Source organism: Deltaproteobacteria bacterium (genome assembly GCA_020848905.1).
Classification (GTDB): domain Bacteria; phylum Myxococcota_A; class Polyangia.
This window is the reverse complement of record JADLHG010000089.1, coordinates 1-18,658: the sequence shown is the minus strand read 5'-3', so window position 1 is coordinate 18,658 and position 18,658 is coordinate 1. Positions and strand designations below refer to the sequence as shown.

The 18,658-nt window shown below is 70.0% G+C and carries 21 protein-coding genes; 11 read left to right on the top strand and 10 right to left on the bottom strand.

All coding sequences use genetic code 11. The features are described from left to right. Positions 1-168 precede the first annotated feature (168 nt). Positions 169-834, top strand: a complete 666-nt coding sequence (locus tag IT371_32025; protein ID MCC6752320.1) for a PilZ domain-containing protein — start codon at positions 169-171, stop codon at positions 832-834. A gap of 7 nt (positions 835-841) precedes the next feature. On the opposite strand, the gene IT371_32020 is transcribed toward IT371_32025, so the two are convergent. Together IT371_32020 and IT371_32015 are read right to left on the bottom strand one after the other, a co-directional pair. Then, on the bottom strand, positions 842-1,993 hold the full coding sequence (locus IT371_32020) for a PQQ-binding-like beta-propeller repeat protein (GenBank protein ID MCC6752319.1): 1,152 nt from the start codon (positions 1,991-1,993) through the stop codon (positions 842-844). Between the two features lie 10 nt (positions 1,994-2,003). Next, positions 2,004-2,735 carry a tetratricopeptide repeat protein gene (locus IT371_32015; protein MCC6752318.1) on the bottom strand — a complete coding sequence of 244 codons (732 nt, stop codon included), beginning with the start codon at positions 2,733-2,735 and terminating at the stop codon, positions 2,004-2,006. 174 nt (positions 2,736-2,909) lie between these two features. On the opposite strand from IT371_32015, the gene IT371_32010 reads away from it, so the two are divergent. Beyond that, on the top strand, positions 2,910-3,500 hold the full coding sequence (locus IT371_32010) for a hypothetical protein (protein ID MCC6752317.1): 591 nt from the start codon (positions 2,910-2,912) through the stop codon (positions 3,498-3,500). Here IT371_32010 and IT371_32005 read toward each other — a convergent pair. Next, on the bottom strand, positions 3,458-4,222 hold the full coding sequence (locus IT371_32005; GenBank protein ID MCC6752316.1) for a prolipoprotein diacylglyceryl transferase: 765 nt from the start codon (positions 4,220-4,222) through the stop codon (positions 3,458-3,460). The two genes, IT371_32010 and IT371_32005, sit on opposite strands and share 43 nt — an antisense overlap. A 48-nt stretch (positions 4,223-4,270) precedes the next feature. Continuing rightward, a complete protein-coding gene (locus IT371_32000; GenBank protein ID MCC6752315.1) occupies positions 4,271-4,672 on the bottom strand; it encodes a DUF4190 domain-containing protein in 402 nt (133 codons plus the stop codon). A gap of 187 nt (positions 4,673-4,859) precedes the next feature. Between IT371_32000 and era the strand changes: the two genes are divergently transcribed. After that, positions 4,860-5,825: a GTPase Era gene (era, locus tag IT371_31995; GenBank protein MCC6752314.1), complete on the top strand. Its 966-nt coding sequence runs from the start codon at positions 4,860-4,862 to the stop codon at positions 5,823-5,825. Beyond that, positions 5,822-7,285 carry a ribosome biogenesis GTPase Der gene (gene der, locus IT371_31990; GenBank protein ID MCC6752313.1) on the top strand — a complete coding sequence of 488 codons (1,464 nt, stop codon included), beginning with the start codon at positions 5,822-5,824 and terminating at the stop codon, positions 7,283-7,285. The genes era and der overlap by 4 nt, the downstream gene beginning before the upstream one ends. Before the next feature lie 14 nt (positions 7,286-7,299). Here the strand turns inward: der and IT371_31985 are convergent, their stop codons facing one another. The 5 genes from IT371_31985 to IT371_31965 form a co-directional block, all read right to left on the bottom strand. Further along, positions 7,300-7,935, bottom strand: a complete 636-nt coding sequence (locus IT371_31985; GenBank protein MCC6752312.1) for a hypothetical protein — start codon at positions 7,933-7,935, stop codon at positions 7,300-7,302. Positions 7,936-7,946: 11 nt separating this feature from the next. After that, complete coding sequence (locus IT371_31980) at positions 7,947-8,780, bottom strand: HEAT repeat domain-containing protein (GenBank protein MCC6752311.1); 834 nt, start codon at positions 8,778-8,780, stop codon at positions 7,947-7,949. An 87-nt stretch (positions 8,781-8,867) separates the two neighbouring features. Then, positions 8,868-9,383 carry a gamma carbonic anhydrase family protein gene (locus IT371_31975; GenBank protein ID MCC6752310.1) on the bottom strand — a complete coding sequence of 172 codons (516 nt, stop codon included), beginning with the start codon at positions 9,381-9,383 and terminating at the stop codon, positions 8,868-8,870. Then, the gene (vanZ, locus tag IT371_31970; protein ID MCC6752309.1) at positions 9,380-9,727 is read right to left on the bottom strand and encodes a VanZ family protein; all 348 of its coding nucleotides are present in this window, start codon (positions 9,725-9,727) and stop codon (positions 9,380-9,382) included. Before vanZ ends, IT371_31975 begins: the two co-directional genes overlap by 4 nt. Positions 9,728-9,786: 59 nt before the next feature. Further along, a complete protein-coding gene (locus IT371_31965) occupies positions 9,787-10,374 on the bottom strand; it encodes a bifunctional nuclease family protein (protein ID MCC6752308.1) in 588 nt (195 codons plus the stop codon). Positions 10,375-10,590: 216 nt separating this feature from the next. Between IT371_31965 and IT371_31960 the strand changes: the two genes are divergently transcribed. The 7 genes from IT371_31960 to IT371_31930 all read left to right on the top strand — a co-directional run bounded on the left by IT371_31960 (position 10,591) and on the right by IT371_31930 (position 16,337). After that, a complete protein-coding gene (locus IT371_31960; GenBank protein ID MCC6752307.1) occupies positions 10,591-10,965 on the top strand; it encodes a PilZ domain-containing protein in 375 nt (124 codons plus the stop codon). A 363-nt stretch (positions 10,966-11,328) separates the two neighbouring features. Next, positions 11,329-12,693, top strand: a complete 1,365-nt coding sequence (locus tag IT371_31955; protein ID MCC6752306.1) for a hypothetical protein — start codon at positions 11,329-11,331, stop codon at positions 12,691-12,693. Then, a complete protein-coding gene (tmk, locus tag IT371_31950) occupies positions 12,690-13,346 on the top strand; it encodes a dTMP kinase (protein ID MCC6752305.1) in 657 nt (218 codons plus the stop codon). Before IT371_31955 ends, tmk begins: the two co-directional genes overlap by 4 nt. 171 nt (positions 13,347-13,517) lie before the next feature. Continuing rightward, the gene (locus IT371_31945) at positions 13,518-13,916 is read left to right on the top strand and encodes a hypothetical protein (GenBank protein ID MCC6752304.1); all 399 of its coding nucleotides are present in this window, start codon (positions 13,518-13,520) and stop codon (positions 13,914-13,916) included. A 142-nt stretch (positions 13,917-14,058) separates the two neighbouring features. After that, positions 14,059-14,304, top strand: a complete 246-nt coding sequence (locus IT371_31940; GenBank protein MCC6752303.1) for a hypothetical protein — start codon at positions 14,059-14,061, stop codon at positions 14,302-14,304. Between the two features lie 70 nt (positions 14,305-14,374). Beyond that, a complete protein-coding gene (locus IT371_31935) occupies positions 14,375-15,376 on the top strand; it encodes an alcohol dehydrogenase catalytic domain-containing protein (protein ID MCC6752302.1) in 1,002 nt (333 codons plus the stop codon). Positions 15,377-15,407: 31 nt separating this feature from the next. After that, on the top strand, positions 15,408-16,337 hold the full coding sequence (locus IT371_31930; GenBank protein ID MCC6752301.1) for a KOW motif-containing protein: 930 nt from the start codon (positions 15,408-15,410) through the stop codon (positions 16,335-16,337). Positions 16,338-16,376: 39 nt separating this feature from the next. Here the strand turns inward: IT371_31930 and IT371_31925 are convergent, their stop codons facing one another. After that, positions 16,377-18,365 (bottom strand): serine/threonine protein kinase, encoded by a 1,989-nt coding sequence (locus IT371_31925; GenBank protein ID MCC6752300.1) that lies wholly within the window; start codon positions 18,363-18,365, stop codon positions 16,377-16,379. Positions 18,366-18,658: the final 293 nt, after the last annotated feature.

The window sequence follows — 18,658 nt, the reverse complement described above, 5'->3', positions numbered from 1 at the left end:
CCGCCGGGCGGCACCGGGCGGTGGACGGGCCGACTTCCACGGGTTTGCTCCTTGCGTGGCCCCTCCGGGGCAGCGTAGACTCAACCGCAGGATCGGCGCGTCGCAGAGGGGTAGCGGCCGATTGCCGATCCGCTCGCCCGCTTCGCGGGAGAGAGGCGCTTGGCGAAGATGATGATTGTAAGAGCCAAGTTTAGAGATCCAAGGGACTTTCTAGATTCCTACCAGTCCCAGTTCCAGAGCGGCGGGCTCTTCGTCGCCACGCGCCTGAACTACGGCCTCGGCAGCTCCGTCGTGGTGGACGTGCGGTTCCCGCAACTCCGCAATACCGTCCTCATTCGCGGGTTCGTCGCCTGGCGCCGACCGGGCCGACAGCGGAGCAAGGTGCGGGGGGGGATCGGCGTGGAGTTCTTGGCCTCGGAGCGGCTCAAGCGCGACTTCCTGCTCTCGGTAGCGCGCGGCGAGGTGGTGGACATCGTTCAGCGCCGACACCGGCGCTTGCCCGTGAAGCTCAAGGTGGAGTGGCGCCTCAAGGAAGCTCGGTCTCGGTACAGCAGTCTCCTCGAGGACATCGGCGAGGGAGGCGCGTTCATCCGCACCACCGACTTCATGCCGCTGGGCAGCCCGGTGATACTGGACATCAGCGTCCCGGGGAGCGAGACCACGATCCCGATCGAAGGGCGCGTGAGCTGGACCCGTCACACGTTGCACGACGAGGGTATGGGCGTGGAGTTCCGCTGCCGGGACCAGGGCGGAGCGCGGCGGCTGAAGGAGCTGGTGCGGCGAATCGAGGACCTAGCCTACCAGGCTGCCGATCGAGCCGCCACGGCCGGCTGACGGCGCTCTACTGCATCCCGAGCGCGTAGAATCCCCCCTCGTTGCTGAGGACCGCCACGACCCCCTGCCCTACCGTGGGAGGGGCGCTGATGCCGTATCCCGGGTCGAAAACCTGTAGCAGGCGGCCCGAGCGGGCCGACGCGACGCAAAGGCCCATCTCGGTCCCCGTGAGGAAGACGTAGGGGCCCGCCACGACGGGGGCGGACGGAACGCCCTTGGCGAGCGCCTGTCGCCACAGCTGGCGCCCGCTCAGGTCGAGCGCGACGAGGCCGACGCGTGGGGCAGCCAGGAAGAGCCGCCCCCCGCGAGCCGCGACCGACGACGCGCCCTCGACGGGGAAGTGCCAGCGGACCGAACCATTCTCCGGGGAGAGCGCGAAGACTCCCCCCGAGTAGGTGGCCGTCACGAGCTGCCTGCCGGCGATGACGGGGGTGGCGTCCACGTCGAGAAATCGTTTCTCGGGGTTGTCACCGCCCAGGCTGCGCGTCCAGACGACCTCGCCGCTCGTGACGCGCAGCGCCGCGACGACGCCGTCGGAGAAACCGGTGTAGGCCATTCCTCCGTGCACCGTGACGCCCGCGTGGCCGTCGATCGTGAAGCCCTCGGGCGCTTCGCGCTCGTACTGCCAGCGCCACTTGCCGGTGGCGGCGTCTATCGCATAGACCCGATCTTCGTTGGTGGTGAAGAGCAGCAGCCCGGCGGCCTCGGCGGGAGGGTGCAGGATCGTCCCCTGCGTGGTGTAGCTCCACCTCAGCTGCCCCGTGCGCGCATCCAGGGCGTAGAGCTTCCCGTCGTTGGCGCCGAAGTAGACGGTGTCGCGCGAGGAGACGTAAAGAGGCCGAGACGAGATGCCTCCGCCGGTTGGAAAGGACCAGCGAACGCGGCCGCTAGCCTCGATGGCGAGAAACCGCCGGGCGCTGGATCCGACGTAGAGCGTCCCCCGCGCGTCGAGCGTCGCCGCGGCCCATTCCTGCGGCCGGTAGTCGAGAAATCGCCGCTGGACCAGACGCCTCTGCCAGCGCAGGGACATCACGGCCGTGGGTCGGAGGCTGACGGCCGGCGAGGAGTCGTCGAAGCGGTACGCGCCGGCGCAGCCGCTGACGAGGAGCCCCGCGAGGGCCAGGGCCGTGAGGTTCGAGCGCGAAGCGGGCCGAAGCACCGGGGCTGGCCTACTTCCCCTCGAGCATCGCGAGCCGCTCTCCGGCTCGACTGGCCAGCGCGGGCGAGCCCTTCTGCTGGATCTGCTTGAAGCGCGCGACCGCCTCCTTGACCTGCCCCTTGAGCGCCAGGATGCGGCCCTCGTGGTACAGGGCGAGGTAGCGCTGCTCGCCTTCGCCGGGAAGCTTCTTGATCGTCTCGATGGCCTTGTCGAGGAGGTTCCGGGCCTCGTAGCAGTAGATGAGCCCTTCGAGCGCCGACGTGCGCAGCGCCTTGTCGGTAGATTCCTTCAGGAAGCGGTCGTAGTCGGCGATGGCCTCGTCGAAGCGCGCGCGCTCGAAGCGAACCCCGGCGCGAAGCAGGAGCGCCATTCGGGCGACCTCCTTCCCCGCGTGGCCATCTACCACCTTGGAGAACTCGGTCTCGGCGGCTTCGAGCTTCTTCAGGCGCGTACTGAAGTGCGGCGTGTCGTCGTCGTCGTCCTTGGCGGCCTTGGCAGGTTCTGTCGAGACGGGCGCGTAGTAGATGTCGAGCGCGCGTCCGAAGGCCGCCGTGGCCTTCTCGGCCTGCGCCTCGCGGAAGTAGGACCACGTCCACGCCGCGGCGACGATCACCACGGCGACCCCGAGCATGACCAGCACCCGGGTGGCATGGTCGCTGATGAAGGTCCACGCCCTGTGGCTCAGCGAGATGAACTCGTCGGGTTGCTTAAGTTCCTTGTTGCGCGTGTAGCTCTTGGCCACGGCCCGTTTTCCTTCTGCGGTGCGGACCGCTCACGAAAGTGGGCGATTGCCGCGTGATCTCGAGGGGCTTGTTAACAGACCGCGCCGCCGGTGTCAACGGCGGCCCTGCAGCGTCGACCGCCCCCGGGGCGCCGCGGTTGCCTCATCGTCCTCCGCCGGCGTAGCGTAGGTCGCGTGCCGCGTCATCCCCTCGTTCGCCGCCGTGTGCGGTGTCCGCCGCTGGTCGGCGGGATCTATCTGGCCGGGACCATCATGGGTCTGGCCTCTGGGAGCCGCGCGCTCGCGGCCGACCCCGGGCGGGCCGCTAGGATCGTGCTGGGGGCCGCTCCGGCCTACGCGTACCTGGTGCTCGAGGGTCGCGTCGAGCCGGCCGGAGGCGGTGGATCGATCTTTCTCCGCTACGGCGTGACCGAGGCCATCGCGGTCGGCGTGACCGGCCAGTGGACCGCCCACGCCATCGATTCGGCGGAGGGAAAGCCCGGGGGCACCTACCAGGTCCTCGGTGCGGCAGCCACCCTCAGCTACGCGCTCGACTGGGCCTCTTTCTCCCCCGCCGTCGAGTTCGGCGTGGGCGTGATGAGGCGACGCTTTCGCGACACCTCGGCCACCGACGCGACGCTTCGGGTGGGCCTTTCGGGCGATTATTGGTTTCGCCCTTGGCTCGCCGTTGGGGCCGCCATCCACTACCACGCGTTCGTGACCGACCTGGGGCAGTTCCCGGCCTACGTCGATCTAGGCCCGCGCGTGGCGCTGCGCTGGCCCTGAAGCCGGATCCAGAGCAGCGGCGCTGCAGCGAGGATCAGCAGGGCCAGGATCGTGGAGGTGGACAGCCCGAGGAGCTGCCCGCGGGTGGGATCGCCGCGCAGGTGTTCGGTGCCCAGACGGAGCAGCGCGTAGCCCACGAGGTGGACGACGATGAGGCGGTGTCTGGCCCACCCCCGCCGGTGGAGGGCTAGCGTCAGCAGACCGAGGAGAAGGAGCCCGCCGGCCTCGTAGAGCTGCACCGGGTGGAGGGGCATCACGCCGCGGGAGCTTTCGGTGGCCGGCGCGCGGGGATCCCCGTAGAGTACCCCCGGCCAGGGTGCTTCCGCCGGCGACCCGTAGCAGCAGCCTCCGGCGAGACAGCCGAGCCGGCCGAACATCTGTCCAACCGCCACGGCCGGCGTGCCGGCGTCCAGGATCTCCCGCCACGGAAGGCGGAAGCGCATCGCGAAGAGCCATGCCGCGAGGAGCCCGGCAAACAGCCCGCCGTACCATACGAGGCCGGGCGAGCCCGGGTTGGCGAGGTAGCTCCGAAAATTGATCGCGACGTCGAGCGCGGCCGCTCCGAGGACTCCGCTTCCCAGAGCCACGAGCGCGACGCTGACGGCGTCGGAGAACTTCACGCCGGCCCGACGAACGAGCGCGGCGAAGAGGAGCGTGGCGAGTCCGGCGCCGAGGAGCAAGGCCACGGCGAAGGTCGGTACCGGCCGTTCCCAGGGCCCCATGCTCCATCGAAAGAGCTCGGGATGCATGCTGTCGACCGCGCCGGGTCCTCAGGGGGCGCGTTGCTCCTGCACCTGTCGCAGCTTCTCGCCGGCCTTCTCGTTCCGTCGTCGTTCTCGCTCTTGTTCTCTCCGCGCCTTCTCGACCGCCTCCTGCATCCCCTTGCGGAACTCGCGTCCCACGTCCTCCATGCGGTCGCCGACCCGGCGCATGCACATCTGGCAGGTGGCGAAGATCAGGGCGCTCAGCACCGCGGCGATGATCCCGAGGACGATCCCCGCCGTGGCCATCCCTGTGGGTTGTCCCTGCTCCGTGGCCCCCTTGCGCGCGACCACGCCCAGGATGAGGGCCACGACTCCGAGCAGCAGGCCCACGATCTGGGTCACGGAGAACGACGGGACGAGCGCCAGGAGGAGCCCGATGATGCCAAGTACCAGCGAGGCGACGGCCACGAGCTCTCCTTTCGTGCGGGTGGAGCGGGGGGCGGTTTCGAGCGCTTCGCCCCCTCGCGGTGCAGATGTTCCGGGCGGGCGTCCGGCCTGTCAAGCGGACGGGCGCCAGCCAGGGGAGACCGGGCGTCGATTGCCGTCTCGTGGCGGGCGTGCTAGGACACCGCCGGCGACGAGGCCCAGCAGCGACATGACCACCGAAGTGACCGACGAAGGGAAAGGGACCGAGACGCGCGCCGGGATGGTCGCGATCGTGGGCCGGCCGAACGTCGGCAAGTCCACCCTGCTGAACGCGTTGCTCGAGAACAAGCTGGCCATCGTCAGTCCCCGGCCGCAAACCACCCGCAACCGGATCCTGGGGGTGCGGACCTTCGAGCGCGACCAGCTGGTGCTACTCGACACGCCGGGAATCCACCGCGGCAAGGCGGACCTGAATCGCTTCATGATCAAGGAAGCGCTGGGCAGCCTGCAGGGCGTGGACGGGATCCTCCTGGTCACCGAGGTGGAGCCGCGGTCGGCCAAGGCCGCGGCCGAGGGCGGCGCGCTGCAACTGCACGAGGAGGATCGGTTCGTCCTCGAGCAGGTGAAGCAGCACAAGGACGCGTCGGCGCCGTTGCTGCTCGCGATCAACAAGATCGATCTGCTGGCCGACCGGCGCACGGTTCTTCCCCTGATGCAGGCCTGGTGCGAGGCCGGCTTCGAGCGGATCGTGCCCATCTCGGCCCTCGCGGCTGACGGGGTGGACCGGGTGATCGCCGAGCTGAGGGCGCTCCTGCCCGTCGGCCCGCACCTCTACCCGGAAGACATGTTCACCGACCGGGCCGAGCGATTCCTGGTGGGGGAGCTCATTCGGGAGCAGGTCTTCACCCGCTGCCACCAGGAGATCCCCTACGCGGTGGCGGTGGAGGTGGAGCGCTTCGAAGAGCGTCCCGACCGGGGGGACGTGTGCATCGACGCCTTGATTCACGTCGAGCGCCCGGGCCAGAAGGCCATCGTCATCGGGGCCGGCGGGACGATGATCCGGGACATCGGCACCGCGGCTCGAGACGAGATCGGTCGTCTGCTCGGCTGCCCGGCGCACCTGCGCCTGACGGTGCACGTGGAGGCGGAGTGGAGCCGTAGGCCCGGGCCGCGGCGGCGCTTCGGCTACGAATGATGCTTCCGCTGGTGGCCATTGTCGGGCGTCCCAACGTCGGCAAGTCGACGCTCTTCAACCGGTTGGTCGGCCGCCGCCGAGCGCTGGTCTTGGACCAGCCCGGCATGACGCGCGATCGGCACTACGGGCGCGTGACGAAGGGACCGCGTCCCTTTCACCTCGTGGACACGGGCGGCTTCGAGCCGGACGCCGCGGACGGGATCGAGGTCGAGGTGCGCGTGCAGGCGCGCGTGGCGGTCGAGGAGGCGGACGTCGTCATCCTGGTCTGCGACGCACGGCAGGGGATCACGCCCACCGACGAATACCTCGCGCGGGAGCTGCGGGCCTCCGGTCGCCCGGTGCTCGTGGTCGCAAATAAGGTGGACGGCCGGCCGCAGGACCCGCTGATTGCGGAGTGCCACCGGCTCGGGCTGTCGCCGGTCGTGGGCGTCTCGGCGGAGCACGGCCGAGGTGTCGAGGAGCTGTTCGACGCGATCACCGAGGCGCTTCCGCCGGGCGACGCGCCGGCTTCGGATCCCCAGGCGTCGATTCTCGCCGGGTCGGATGAGGACGGGGAGTTCGACGATGGCGAAGACGACGACGGCGCCCCGGGCGCGGAGCACGACGACGCGGCGGAGACCGAGGAGAGCGTCGTCGCCGTCCCCGAGGGGCCGATCCGCGTGGCGCTCGTGGGGCGTCCGAACGCCGGGAAGTCCGCGCTGCTCAACCGACTGATCGGGCAGCAACGATCCATCGTCTCTCCCGTCGCCGGGACCACGCGGGACCCGGTAGATGCGGAGCTCGATCTTCCCGGGGGGAGCATCGTACTGGTCGACACGGCGGGCATTCGGCGCCGCAGCAAGACAGAGGAGGCCGCGGAGAAGCTGTCTGTCCTGCGCGCCATGCGGTGCATCGAGGAGGCCCACATCGCGTGCCTCCTCGTGGATGCGCAGACGGGGGTCGCGACCCAGGACGCACGGATTGCGACCATGGCGCTGGAGGCGGGGCGCGGACTCGTCCTGGTCTTCGCGAAAATGGACCTCATGGGGCCGGCAGCAGCCGCGCGGCGCCGCCTGCTCGAGCAGCGCGACGACGAGCTGGGTTTCGTGGACTACGCGCCGGTGGTCTATCTCTCCTCCGTCACGGGCGCGGGGGTGAATCGCCTCCTCCCGACCGTTCGACGGGTGCGGGCCCAGTGCGGTCGCCGCATCGCCACTGCGGAGCTGAACCGGTTTCTGGAACACGCGGTAGAGTCGCACCCGCCGCCCGCTTTCCGCGGACGACCGGTGCGGCTCTACTACGGCACCCAGGCTCGCGTGGCGCCGCCGACCTTCGTCGTCAGCACGAACGCGGTGGGTGGCGTGACTACGGCTTACCGGCGCTATCTCGAGAACCGGCTACGCGACCGATTCGGGTTCGCCGGAACCCCGATCCGGCTCGTCTTCCGCCAGCGCGGCCGGAAGGGCGGTCGCGAGAGCTGAGACGCCGGTTTCGGTTAGGCGTCCTGCTGGCCGCCCGTCGCGGCCGGTCGGCAGCTCTCGAGCTTTCGATCGCGCAGCTCGCGGAGCGTGTCCAGGCACCGCTTGAGCTCCCCGGACGCCTCGGGACCCATCTGGGCGAGCTGGCGCTCTGCCGCCGCGATGGCCTCTGCCAATTGCGCCGCTTCGTGCTCGGTTTGCGTTCGCAGGGCGGTGTGCATGTCCTTGAACACCAGCCAGAACTCCTGCAGGAGGTCCCCCTTGCGGAGGTCCCACAGGGATTCGAGCTTGCCGTCTCGCACGTCCTGCATGTGCCGTCCGATCTTGTAGAGCGGGCCGGCAACCTTGTGCGTGAGCATGATGCCGTAACCCGCTAGCACGACCGAGAGGAGCGTCCCGAAACCGACGAGGATCCAGAGGCGGGTCTTGTCCTGCTCGTGCAAATCCTCCTTCACCTGGCGCACCTCGTCGTCGGTCAGGCTCCCGAGCGCCTTCACCTCCACGATGCTCGAGGCCTTGCGCATCTCGTCGTACCAGAAGTAGCCGAGCCCCGCGGTGAGCAGCGCGCTCACCACGACCATGATCAGCGTGAAGTGGAGCTGATAGCGACGATCCAGAAGGTAGTTTCGCAGTTTCCGTCGGTGTACGGCCATCTCGTCCCTCCCTACTGCGAGCTCAAGTAACTCTGTACGATGTGCTGACGCGCCCCCTGGGCGGCTCCTTGCACCAGCTCGCGGTACAGACCCTCGGCGGTGGCAGGCTTGAAGTCTCCCGCCGGGACCGACATGCTCGCGCCGCCGGTGTAGAACGCCTTCATGCTGTGCTGCGGAAAGGTCGCCAGCGAGACCTTGATGTTACAGGAGAGCTCCACCTCGCCACCTTGCGGCGCGTGGCTCAAGCTCACGATGGCGCCGTCCAGGGCGAAGCCTTTGATGCCACGCCGGGCCAGGTCGGCGCTCGAAGGCACGGCCCCTGCCCCACCGCCCCAGCGCGTCGCCACCCCCGCCACCTTGGAGAACTCCGCGAGCAGCGCCTCGCCGAGCGCCGCCGCCAGGCGAGGCCCACCCTCCTTGGCGGTGTTGGTCATCTTCCCGAGGGTGACGAAGAGGCGCGTTCCCGGGGCGGGGCCTCCGGCGGCCTGTTCGCGGCTCAAGGCCTCGAGGGCCTTCTTGGCCTGGGTGCGTGCGAAGGGGTGCTCGTCTTGCTGCGCGAGTTGCTTGAGCGCCGGGATGGCGCGTGCGTCCCCGAGCGCTCCGAGGGCGGCGGCCGAGACGCCGCGGACCATGGGGCTTGCATCCTTGAGCGCCTGCAGGAGCGCCGGCGCGGCTCGGGGATCCTTGAGCTTCGCTAGCGTGAGGGCGGCCTGGAGTCGAACCTTGGAGCTCGGATCGGTGCGCAGGATCTGAACCAGGCGCTCGATGCGGTCGGCCCAGGCCGTCCGTTCGCCGCCAGCGAGGACCGCCACGAACACAGCCACGAGGAGGCGTTGTACCGTCATGCCGGGGGGCGTGGAGACCTGCTCAAGGCGCCTCGTGCGGGGCGGCGGATGTCGTGCCGCAGGCCCGCCCATGGTAACAACCGAGGGCTACCCGGTCAAACGACCGTGACGGTGCGCCAACTCGACGTAGCGCGACGCGGTCTCGGCGATCATGCGTCGCTCTTGCTCGGTGATGGGACGAGCCACGCGGGCCGGAGAGCCCACGATGAGGGATCCGGGGGGATACTGCTTCCCGGGGGGCAGGAGGGAGCCGGCCGCCACCAGACTGCCCGGCCCGACGTGGACTCCGTCCAGGATCGTCGCGCCGATCCCGACGAGGACTTCGTCGGCGATCCGGCACCCGTGCAAGATCGCGCCGTGGCCGACGGTGACGCGGTCGCCGATCACGACCCCAAAGCGATCCGTGGTGACGTGGATGACGCACCGGTCCTGCAGGTTCGTCGCGCTGCCGACCTGGATCGCCTCCACATCGCCCCGCAGGATCGATCCGTACCACACGCTGGACGACGCCCCGAGCGTCACGCGCCCGAGGACGAGCGCGCTCTCGGCGACGAAGACCTCGGCCCCAAGGACCGGGGTTGCTCCTTCGAAGGATTGGATCATGCGCTGCGGGCGAGGCGTCGTTCGCGGCCGGCGAGGACGATCCACAGGCCGCAGGCCGTGAGGGCCCCCGCCAGGTCGGCCGTCACGTCGAGGACGTCCGGGTTCCGGTAGGGCACGAAGCTCTGGTGGATCTCGTCGAGAACGCCGTACGCCAGCATGAGGGCGCTCGCCACGGCGGCGCAGGTCAGCGCCCTCCAGCCGCGACTACGGCGGAACGCGCGTGCCGTGAGGAAGGCCAGGAGGCCATAGGCGAGGAAATGGGCGAGCTTGTCCTGCCAGGCAAAGAACTCGTAGCGCAGGGTCGTCCCCGGCAGGGACGAGAGGCCGAAGATGCAGAGCGCCACGGCAGCGGGGGGAGCCCAGGCCCACACGAGGCGAGGCCTCGCGCGGGGCCGAAGAAGCGCTACATCTTCCACTTGCCGAACTCCTCGTCGGGAAGGCTCTCCAGCCAGTCCGCGGCGCGCGGAGGATCTTCGGATGCCAGCGCGGGATCCGCGCTGGCGTGGGCCGCTGTCACCGTCGGGCGGGCCGTCGCCGACAGCACGCGCTCGTTGACGAAGATGGCGCAGCCGGTGCGCAGGGCCAGGGCCAGCGCGTCGGAGGGCCGGGCGTCCACCTCGGACCGCTGCTCTCCCTGCTGGAGGATGATGCGCGCGTAAAAGGTCTGGTCGCGGACCTCCGTCACCACGATGTGCACGACCTCTGCGCCGCACGCGCTGAGCAGCGAATACATGAGGTCGTGCGTCATCGGGCGAGCGAACTGCACTCCCTCTAGGGGAACGGCGATGGCGCTGGCCTCGGCGAGCCCGACCCAGATGGGGAGGAGGTGGCCGCCCTCCAGGCCTTCCAGCAGGACCAGCGGAAGCCCGTTACACGGGTCTACGGTAAGTCGAGCAACCTTCATTGGAATCAGCACTGCCCCGTCCCCTTCCCCCGCCGCACCGGCGACCCGCATCGCGCCGGACCCGGTCGGTCCGCCCGGCTCAGACATGGCGTGAACCTTTCACGAAAATCTCCAGGGCTGCTGGACTAAGATCGCCAACTGACGAGCTTTTTGAAATCTACCATCCCCCCTCCGAGGGGGTCAAGGCGACCGGTCGGAATACCGTCTTTGAGCTCTCGCCGAGCTACGAAGGAAGTAGGCGGATGTAGGTTTTTTGACTTCATTGGGCTACTGCCCGATGGTGGTCCTACACAAGGACGGTTCATGACCCACGATCGACGCAGCTTTCTCCGACTCAACATCGCCGTTCCCCTCACCGTGGAATCGGTCCTCCACGGGACGGTCACCTGCCTCGCACGAAACATCTCGGAGGGCGGGGTGTTTCTCGAGACCCAGACGCTCCTGCCCCTCGGCAGTCTGATCCGGATCTGGTTCGCCGGCGCGCACGGCGAGCGGGCGCTGTGCCTGCTCGGCACCGTGCGGAACCACTACTCCCTCGACTACGGAGATGGTGGCCAGTACCGGCGCATGGTAGGCATGGGAGTTCGCTTTCGCGAGCTTGGATCAGCTGCCGAAGAGGCAGTGCTCGGGCGCGTGCTGGCCTCGGATAGTCCGCGGGGGACGGCTCTCGTGCACTGAGCGGCCTCTAGGTCACCCGCCAAAAACTGGACACCCTCGCACGCGCTCTGTTACTCCTCGAGCCGTTGGGCCAGCCGAGGTGCGGGAGCGGCGTCCATGGCACTGCAGAGGCTCAAGCGTTCGACGATCGCTTCCTGTGCGCTCGCTTGCCTGGCGGCTTCGGGCCTTCCGGGCGCGGCCCCGGCGTTCGCCTCTTCCGGCGCGCCAACCTCTCCCTTTCACCGCTTCACGGGACGTGCGGCCCGGCTGCAAGTCGGCCGACTCGCCGCGCTTCGCAGACAGCTCGGGTCCGCAATCACCGCGGAGCGGCGAAGTGCCCTGCGCGAGCTCTCGACAGCCACGGCGGGGGATCTGCCGTTGCTCGTGACGGAGCTGAACCGCCCGACGACTTGCTCCGCCGAGGAGCAGAAGGGGACCCTGCGGGCGCTCGGGGCGCTGGTGCCGGATCGCGCCGGACGATTCGACTCCACGGGCGCCGGCAGGGCCGAGGCCGACTGGCTCGAGGCGCTGCTGATGCCTCCGTCGCGGGTCGCGCGAGGGAGCGCGGCGCTGCGGGCCATCGCCGACGCACGGTATACGGTCGCACTGATGCGGGCCATCGCGGGGACGGGCCACCCCGACGCGGCGGCGGCGCTGCTCCATTTTGCCTTCCGGCACCAGGGGGCCTACCGGGACGAGTGTGGGCGCCTTCTGCGCGGGATGGGCGACCGGGCGGTGCCGGCGCTCGTGCGGGCGCGCGCGACGACCGATCCTCTGGCCTACAAGATCACCCGGTACGCGGCGTATCAGCTCGACCGGATGAACCGTGCCCGGCCCGAGCTCGCGCTCCAGCAGACGGACCCTGTACTGCTCGCGGCGATCCTGATGGCCTACGGCGAGGTGCGCGACCCGGCGGCGGTGGACGGCGTGGTGAAGCTCGTGGACTCCCCGACGAGGGAAGTGCGGCAGGCCGCGCGCTGGGCCACGCTGCGCTACGTGACGGGCGCCCCGCCGAAGGAGGAGAAGCGACGCCTGAAGCTGCCCGGCGGCAAGAAGACCGACGACGAGCAGGCCCTTTACATGACCTATCGGCAGCTCGCGCACCACGCGCTCGCGGCGCGCCTTCTGGAGGAGGAGCCTGCGACGCCGCGGCGATCTGCGACGCCCGCCGCGGGGGAGGAGCGCCTGCGTCACCTCAAGAGAGACTACGGTCCTCGCGAGCTGGCGGAGCGACTCTTCCGTCTTCAGGACCAGCGTAGGGAGGAGCGTCAGCGGGGCGAGTATCTTCGCGCCGAGGCGATGGTGCGGGGCGGGAGGCTGGAGCCGGCGCTCGCTCGCTTCGGGGAGCTCCTCGCGAACGCGCCGGATCATCCGCAGGCGCCGCACATGGCGCGCATCTTCGGCAAGCGAGGGACAGAGCTCCTGGAGGCCCGTCGGTACGACGAGGCCGTTCACCTGCTGACCGTCGCCCTGCACCTCCTTCCGGAGGGGCGGGCGAGGGACCTCATGAAGGCCCGGAGGGCCATGGCGGAGGCCCTGCGGGACCGCGCGCAAGGGGGGCGCGGCGAGTGGCAGTCCCGCGCCGCCGCGCTGCTCGCCCCGGGGCAGGCGAGCGACGAGAAGGCGATCTACGAGCGCATGGCGGCCCGCCGGCGGTGGTCGATCCTGCTGGGAGGCGCGCTGGCCGTGGCGTTGACGGTGGTCTTCTGGGCCCTTCGCGTGGGGCGTCGCCGACGAGACCTCACGTGACGCCACCGCGGGGCCGCTTGATCGCGCTCGAGGGACTGGACGGCGCGGGGACGACGACGCAGGCCCGCCTTCTCGTGGAACGCCTCGTGGCCGCTGGCCTGCCGGCGTACCTGACCCGCGAGCCCACGGACGGGCCGATCGGCCGGCTGGCGCGCGAGGCGCTGCGAGGTGGGGCGGGAGGGGTTTCGCGCGCCACGCTCGCCCTGCTCTTCGCGGCCGACCGGTTGGATCATCTGGCCCGAGAGATCCAGCCGCAGCTCGAGGCAGGGATCCACGTCGTGAGCGATCGGTACGTATACTCGTCCTTGGCCTACCAGAGTCTAGATCTGGATCCAGCGTGGGTGGCCGAGCTCAACCGGCACGCCCCCGACGCCGACCTTACCGTCTGGCTCGACGTGGTCCCCGAGGTGGCGCAGACCCGGCTCGCGCAGCGGGGCGGGCCACGGGAGATCTTCGACCCGATGGAACAGCAGCGGAGGGTCGCAGCGTCCTACGAGGCCCTCCTCGGGGGATCCGCCGACCGAGGCGCGATCCACGGCCGGGCACCTCGCGCTGTGCGCATCGACGGGACACAACCCGTGCTGGTGGTGGGCGAGGAGATCTTCCTCGCGGTAGAAAAAATTTGCGGCGCGCCCACGGGTCTGCCAGCGTAGGGGCGGAAAATGCGCCTTCGCCGACCATTTTCCACCGATGGGACCGAGGTACATCCGGCGAGCGCCCGGGGAAGCTTCCTGGTCGTCGTGGCGCTCGCCGGATGTGCCGCACACTCCTCCCCTCCCCCCGCGCAATCGTCCCCCGTCATTCCGCCCGGAAATGTGGCGTCCGTGCCCCGTGCAGCCTCCGCCGGCGTGGCGCCTGCCCCGCCCGAGGAAGGTTCCTCGTCGTCGGCGCTCTTCGTCGTCCGTCTGCCTGACGGGCGCGCGGCGCTGCGCCGCGGGGGGTTTGCGGACTGGCTCCGAGCGGGGGCTCAGCGCTTCATTGCGCTCATCGACGTTCGCCCGACGTTCCGTCGCGGGCGGTTCTTCGGTTGGCGAGTGCGGGCCTACCGGGGTCCGGGGGAGCTTCTGGCCGGAGACATCGTCCGGGCTGTCAACGGCCGCCCCATCGAGCGGCCGGAAGAGTTCATGGCCGTCTGGAGCGCAGCGGGGGCCCGAGAGGAGCTCACGGTGCACCTCGTGCGCGGCGCGCAGTCCGTGCACCTACGCTTGCCCATCGTCGACTGAGTTGAGGTCCTTTGAGCGGGCGTCGCCACGGGCAACGGTTCGCAACGCCAAGTGACGCTGCGGCGGGGCGGTACGGCAGGATTGTCTCGGCGTCGCCCGGCGGCTACGATGAGGCGTCTCCACGGGAAGGGTGCAACGCGACATGATCTCCTACGAAGACCTCTGTCAGGCTCTCGACCGGTACAAGACGCGCCAGGGACGAGCTGCGGAGCTGGCCGCACTCGAGCGCACCGAGCCCGCGCCCGAAGCGGCGCCTCCGGGAGCAGCTCGGGGAGGGGCGCGAGGTGCCGGATCTCGCGCCGCTGCGACCCACGAGCACGCAAGCTTCGGAGCAGACAGCGTGGCAGAGGATACGAACGAGATCGACGTGGACGAGGTCGTGGACTAGGGCCTTGACCCCGGGACTCCTCTCCTCTGGGGCACGCACCGGCTCAGCGCCCCTTTCGGGCCTGTGCGTCGTGCAGAGGTCGCCTCTCGGCCCGTGGCTCGTGACGGATCGCGAGCGACTCCCGCAACCCGAAGCCGAAGGTTGGGTTCGCCTCGTCGTCGAGGCCTGCGCCCCGTCTCTGGAGGAGCTGGCGGGAGCGGCAGAGCCGGCGACCGGCGCCTGCTTTCCGCGCGTCCCGGGGGGCGTGCTCGTCGGGCGCACCGAGGCCGGGAGACGCCTCCTCTGCGGCGGTTTCCTCCCCTGCGGAGCCTGCTCGGCCTGCCAGGGAGCGCAGCACCTGGCCTGCCTCGCCCCGCGACGACCGGGCCTCGACGTCCCCGGCGGCTTCGCCCGAGAGACCCTTCTCCCCGAAAGCTTCCTGGCGCCGGGGCTCCCCGACGGGGCGAACGTTGCCGAGGTGGTCGTGCTGCTGGCGCTCGCCGGACCCACGTATCAGGCCACCGCAACGGTCGGGATGGTTCCGGGCGACGTGGTCGTTTTCTTCGGCCCGGTGGGGCCGGGGGCGCTGCCGCTCCAGACCTTGCGCGCGGCGGGGCTCCGTCCCCACTGGGTGCACCCGATGGCCTCGACCGCGGCGGCCCCGCCGGGGTGTTCGGTCTCCCATGCTGCGCCCGAGCCAGGCGACCTGCCCGGAGGGCGCTACCACCTGCTGGATCTCGACCCGGCTGCGCCCTCCCTGGAGGCCTCCGAGAGACTGCGGCGAGAGGCGCGCTCGTGGACCTTCGCCAGCGCGGCGCTGCGCGTTGGAGACGGAGCGTCGGCCGCGCTTCCGCGGCTGCTCGAAGGCGGTGCGCCGCTACGGTGGATCCGCTCCCTGCACCCGCAGCTCGCTCTCGAGCTAGCCGCTATGGTCGTCCATCGGCGTGTAGAGGTGGCGTCGTGGATCGAGCCTCTCACCCTCCAGGAGCTGGCGGCCCGAGGGGCGGCGTTCGCCCACGAGCGCGCGGAGCGGTGGCCCGTCTATCTGGCGCAGACCCCCGACCCAGGACTGCCCTCTCCCGCTGTCGATTGACGGTGGCGCTTCCCCCCGATACTCTCCCGGCGTGCCATTCCAGGGTTTCACGCCAGCGGACTTCGACGCCTTTCTAGAGCGGAAGTGGCGGAGCAACGTCTTCAACCTGGAGCGCCTTCAGGTCAAGCAGAAGCTCCTCGGACTGGGACGAGACCTGAACCCGCTCATGGTCGCGCCGGACGGCTCGCTGCTCGAGTGCGAAACCAGCGCCGAGCATCCGGCGCTCTGGAACCAGCACCGCGTCGAGAACCAGTACCTCTTCTTCTCCCGCAACAAGGAGGCGCGCTGCGAGCTCGACCGGATTATCGATCGGCAACGCACCATCGCGTCGCTGATCGAGGATCCGTCTCCGCTACGGAACCATATCTTCCTCTCGCTGATGGTGGATGCGAAGGGGCTCGAGGTGGCGCTCAAGCTGCACGCGGACGCCGCCGTGGACCGCGAGAACCTCCAGCGGAAGACGCAGGACTTCTTCGTGCGCGAGAAGCTGCTGTCGCTGCTGCGAGGCTTGCCCGAGGAGTTCGCCCTGGGCATCGACGGGCGAGCGTCGATTGCGACCGCGGAGCTCGGGGATGAGGCGCTGCAGGAGCTGATTCGAGAGCTCCCCGCGACCCACAGCTGGGTGGCGGTGGGTCGTCGCTTCTCGCGCGAGGATCCGACGCTGGCCGAGCCGACCTTCGCGACGGTCTCCGCGCGCCTGCTGGGCGCGCTGCTCCCGGTGCTGCACTACGTGGCCTGGAGCCGGGACAACGACTTCGTGTCCATGCGCAAGACCCTCCAGGAGGAAGCGGTTCGCACGAAGTCGAAGGGCCTGTCCAAGCACGACCACGTGCGGGTCGTCCGCGGCGTGTTCGCCGGTAAGACCGGGACGGTGCAGGAGGTGGATGGCAAGGGGAGCCTCCGCGTGCTCCTCGGCACGATGGTGATCAAGCTCGACGGCGAGGACGTGGCGAAGGTTTGACGCCGGAGCGCGACGAGGCCTCCGGCCGAGAGGGCGCTGCTACTTCCTGAGGCCGAGGAAGATTCCGACCCCCACCAGCACGAGCACGACCGCGGCGATACCGACGTAGATGAGCATCCGCGTGCGCTTGTTCATCTCGCCGACGAAATCCTCGGCGTCCATCCGCTCGCCCGGCATCGGTCCCCCCGGTACGCGGACCGCCTGCATCATCTGGGTCTTGCCCGTCCGCAGCGACAACCGGCGCGCCTCGGCTTCGGACATGCTGCCGTCGTCGGCGTACTTGCCCGCGAGCTCGGCCGGGTTGATGGCTTCCTCGCCGGGGGCGGGAGCGAGGGCCACGGATTCCTCGCCGGCCTGCGCCGCGGCCGCCTCGACCTCGCCCTTGAAGAACCACATCGTCTCGCGGAAGGCGGGGCGACCGCCCTGGGCAGCGGCTGCGGCGGTCGGTGGTGGCGCCGCCGCAGGGCGCGTTTCCGACGGGGGAGGAACGACGGGCTGTGGGGCCGCCCGAAGTGTCACTCCTCCGCCACCCGTCATCTCCCCCGAGGCCGCGGGGGCCGCGTGGGCGCCGATGGGCGGCGGAACCGTGACCGGCCGTGGCGGCGCGACGGGTGCCGTGGCGGAAGGAGTGGGACTCAGCCCCGAGGGCGCCGGAATCCCGAAGTCCGGACGGATCGTCGGGGCCATGTGCGCCGGCGGAGGAGGCATGGTCTTGGCGAGGTGCGGCGCGGGGACGAGCTCTTCACCCGTCGGCGGCGCTATCTCGTCGGGCTCGGGCGGCAGGGTTTGCGCGTCCACCACCGTGCTGGCCCACTCGTCCATCCCCAGGGCGGGCCGGGATGGGGTTGCACGCAAGGCCGGCACCTCCGACGAGGGCGGTCGGTCTCCCCCCGTGAGCGCCGTCATGCCGTGCAGCGGCGTCTCGAAGGAGAGCGGAGCGCCCCCTCCCACCGCCGCGACGTCGTCGGCCCCCCCCGTGAGTCCCTCCACCTCGCGGAGGAACTGCCGCAGCGTGAGGTGACGTCGGCTGGAGCTCTTCGAGAGAGCCTTCTGGATCAGCGCGTCTACCCTGCCCGGCAGATTGAGATCCGGGCGCACCGACCGTACGGAGGGCGGCTCCTCCTTCACGTGCTTCTCGAGCAACTCGTCCACGTTGCTGGACTGGAAGGGGGGGCGTCCAGTGAGCGTGTAGAAGAGCAACGCTCCAAGGCTGTAGATGTTGGACCGCTGGTCTACGGGCCGGCCGGAGGCCTGCTCGGGGCTGATGAACTCGGGCGTGCCGAAGACGTGACGCTTCAGCGGCGGCGCGAGGGGAAAGCCCCCGATCTTGACCGTCCAGCCGTCCAGCAGCGACACGTTGTGCGGCGCGATGTCGCGGTGGACGACGCCCACTTTCTGGGCCTCGGCGAGCGCGCTTCCGACCTCGAGCACCACTTTCTGCGCTTCGGCGAGCCCGAGGAGCTGCCCCGTGACGATGAAGTCGCTGAGCAACGTGCCCTTCACCCGCTCGCTTACCACGAAGAGGCGGCCGTCCTCGGTCTTGCCGTGGTCCAGCACGCGCACGATGGCCGGGTGTTCCGCCTTCTGCAGCTGGCGCAGCTCTCGGCGCGCGCGCTCCATGTCGAGCGGAGATGGGAAGACGGCGGGATCCACGAGCAGGATCTCCACCTCGGTGCGGTCGCGGGCGTCGGACCCATAGCAGAGCTCGCCGCAGGGCACCGGCACTCGCGCGCCGCCCAGGCGATAGTGATCGCCGATGCCATCCTCGGAGCGAGCCGCGGCGACGGGCGGTGCGGCTTCGTGCGCAGTGGAGGGCCGACGTGGCGGCGCGACCGGAACCCGGATCTCGGCCCCGGCTGCGGGGACCGGCGGCATCTGGACGGGAGGTGCAGCCGCCGGCGCGGATGGAGTCGGGGCGGGCGCGGGAGCCGTGGCCGGGGCCCCACCGGCTGGCGGCGGGACGAAGTTGGCGACGTATCCGAAGACCGTCTTCTTCTCGGCGCCGGGGGCAGGCTTTGCCTGACCCATGCCGGCACCGCAGAAGCCACAGAACGCGGCCTCCGGTGGGTTCTGCTTAAAGCACTTCGGGCAGGTATGCATGTTCCACTCCCGTTGGCCCCGACGCACGGCGGACGCTTGCGAGACCCCTGAGGGTACCCTCAGGGGTCTAGACTTGCAAGAATCACGGCGGGGTGTGTCAATGGTCAGCGATTCTGTCCGCCCTTAACTGTTCAGCCAAAATGTCCGCCCCCCTGGGTTACAGGCGGAGGACAGCGTCTCGAAATGCTCGGCTGGCCACGGGACGTTTCCGCACGCGCTTT

Excerpts from the sequence above, each read along its gene's own strand:
- era (MCC6752314.1), top strand. The coding sequence starts at position 4,860 with ATGACCACCGAAGTGACCGACGAAGGGAAAGGGACCGAGACGCGCGCC.
- IT371_31940 (MCC6752303.1), top strand. The coding sequence starts at position 14,059 with ATGATCTCCTACGAAGACCTCTGTCAGGCTCTCGACCGGTACAAGACG.
- IT371_32025 (MCC6752320.1), top strand. The coding sequence starts at position 169 with ATGATGATTGTAAGAGCCAAGTTTAGAGATCCAAGGGACTTTCTAGAT.
- IT371_31975 (MCC6752310.1), bottom strand. The coding sequence starts at position 9,383 with ATGATCCAATCCTTCGAAGGAGCAACCCCGGTCCTTGGGGCCGAGGTC.
- der (MCC6752313.1), top strand. The coding sequence starts at position 5,822 with ATGATGCTTCCGCTGGTGGCCATTGTCGGGCGTCCCAACGTCGGCAAG.
- IT371_31965 (MCC6752308.1), bottom strand. The coding sequence starts at position 10,374 with ATGTCTGAGCCGGGCGGACCGACCGGGTCCGGCGCGATGCGGGTCGCC.
- IT371_32005 (MCC6752316.1), bottom strand. The coding sequence starts at position 4,222 with ATGGGGCCCTGGGAACGGCCGGTACCGACCTTCGCCGTGGCCTTGCTC.
- IT371_31980 (MCC6752311.1), bottom strand. The coding sequence starts at position 8,780 with ATGACGGTACAACGCCTCCTCGTGGCTGTGTTCGTGGCGGTCCTCGCT.
- IT371_31985 (MCC6752312.1), bottom strand. The coding sequence starts at position 7,935 with ATGGCCGTACACCGACGGAAACTGCGAAACTACCTTCTGGATCGTCGC.
- IT371_31925 (MCC6752300.1), bottom strand. The coding sequence starts at position 18,365 with ATGGGTCAGGCAAAGCCTGCCCCCGGCGCCGAGAAGAAGACGGTCTTC.
- IT371_31960 (MCC6752307.1), top strand. The coding sequence starts at position 10,591 with ATGACCCACGATCGACGCAGCTTTCTCCGACTCAACATCGCCGTTCCC.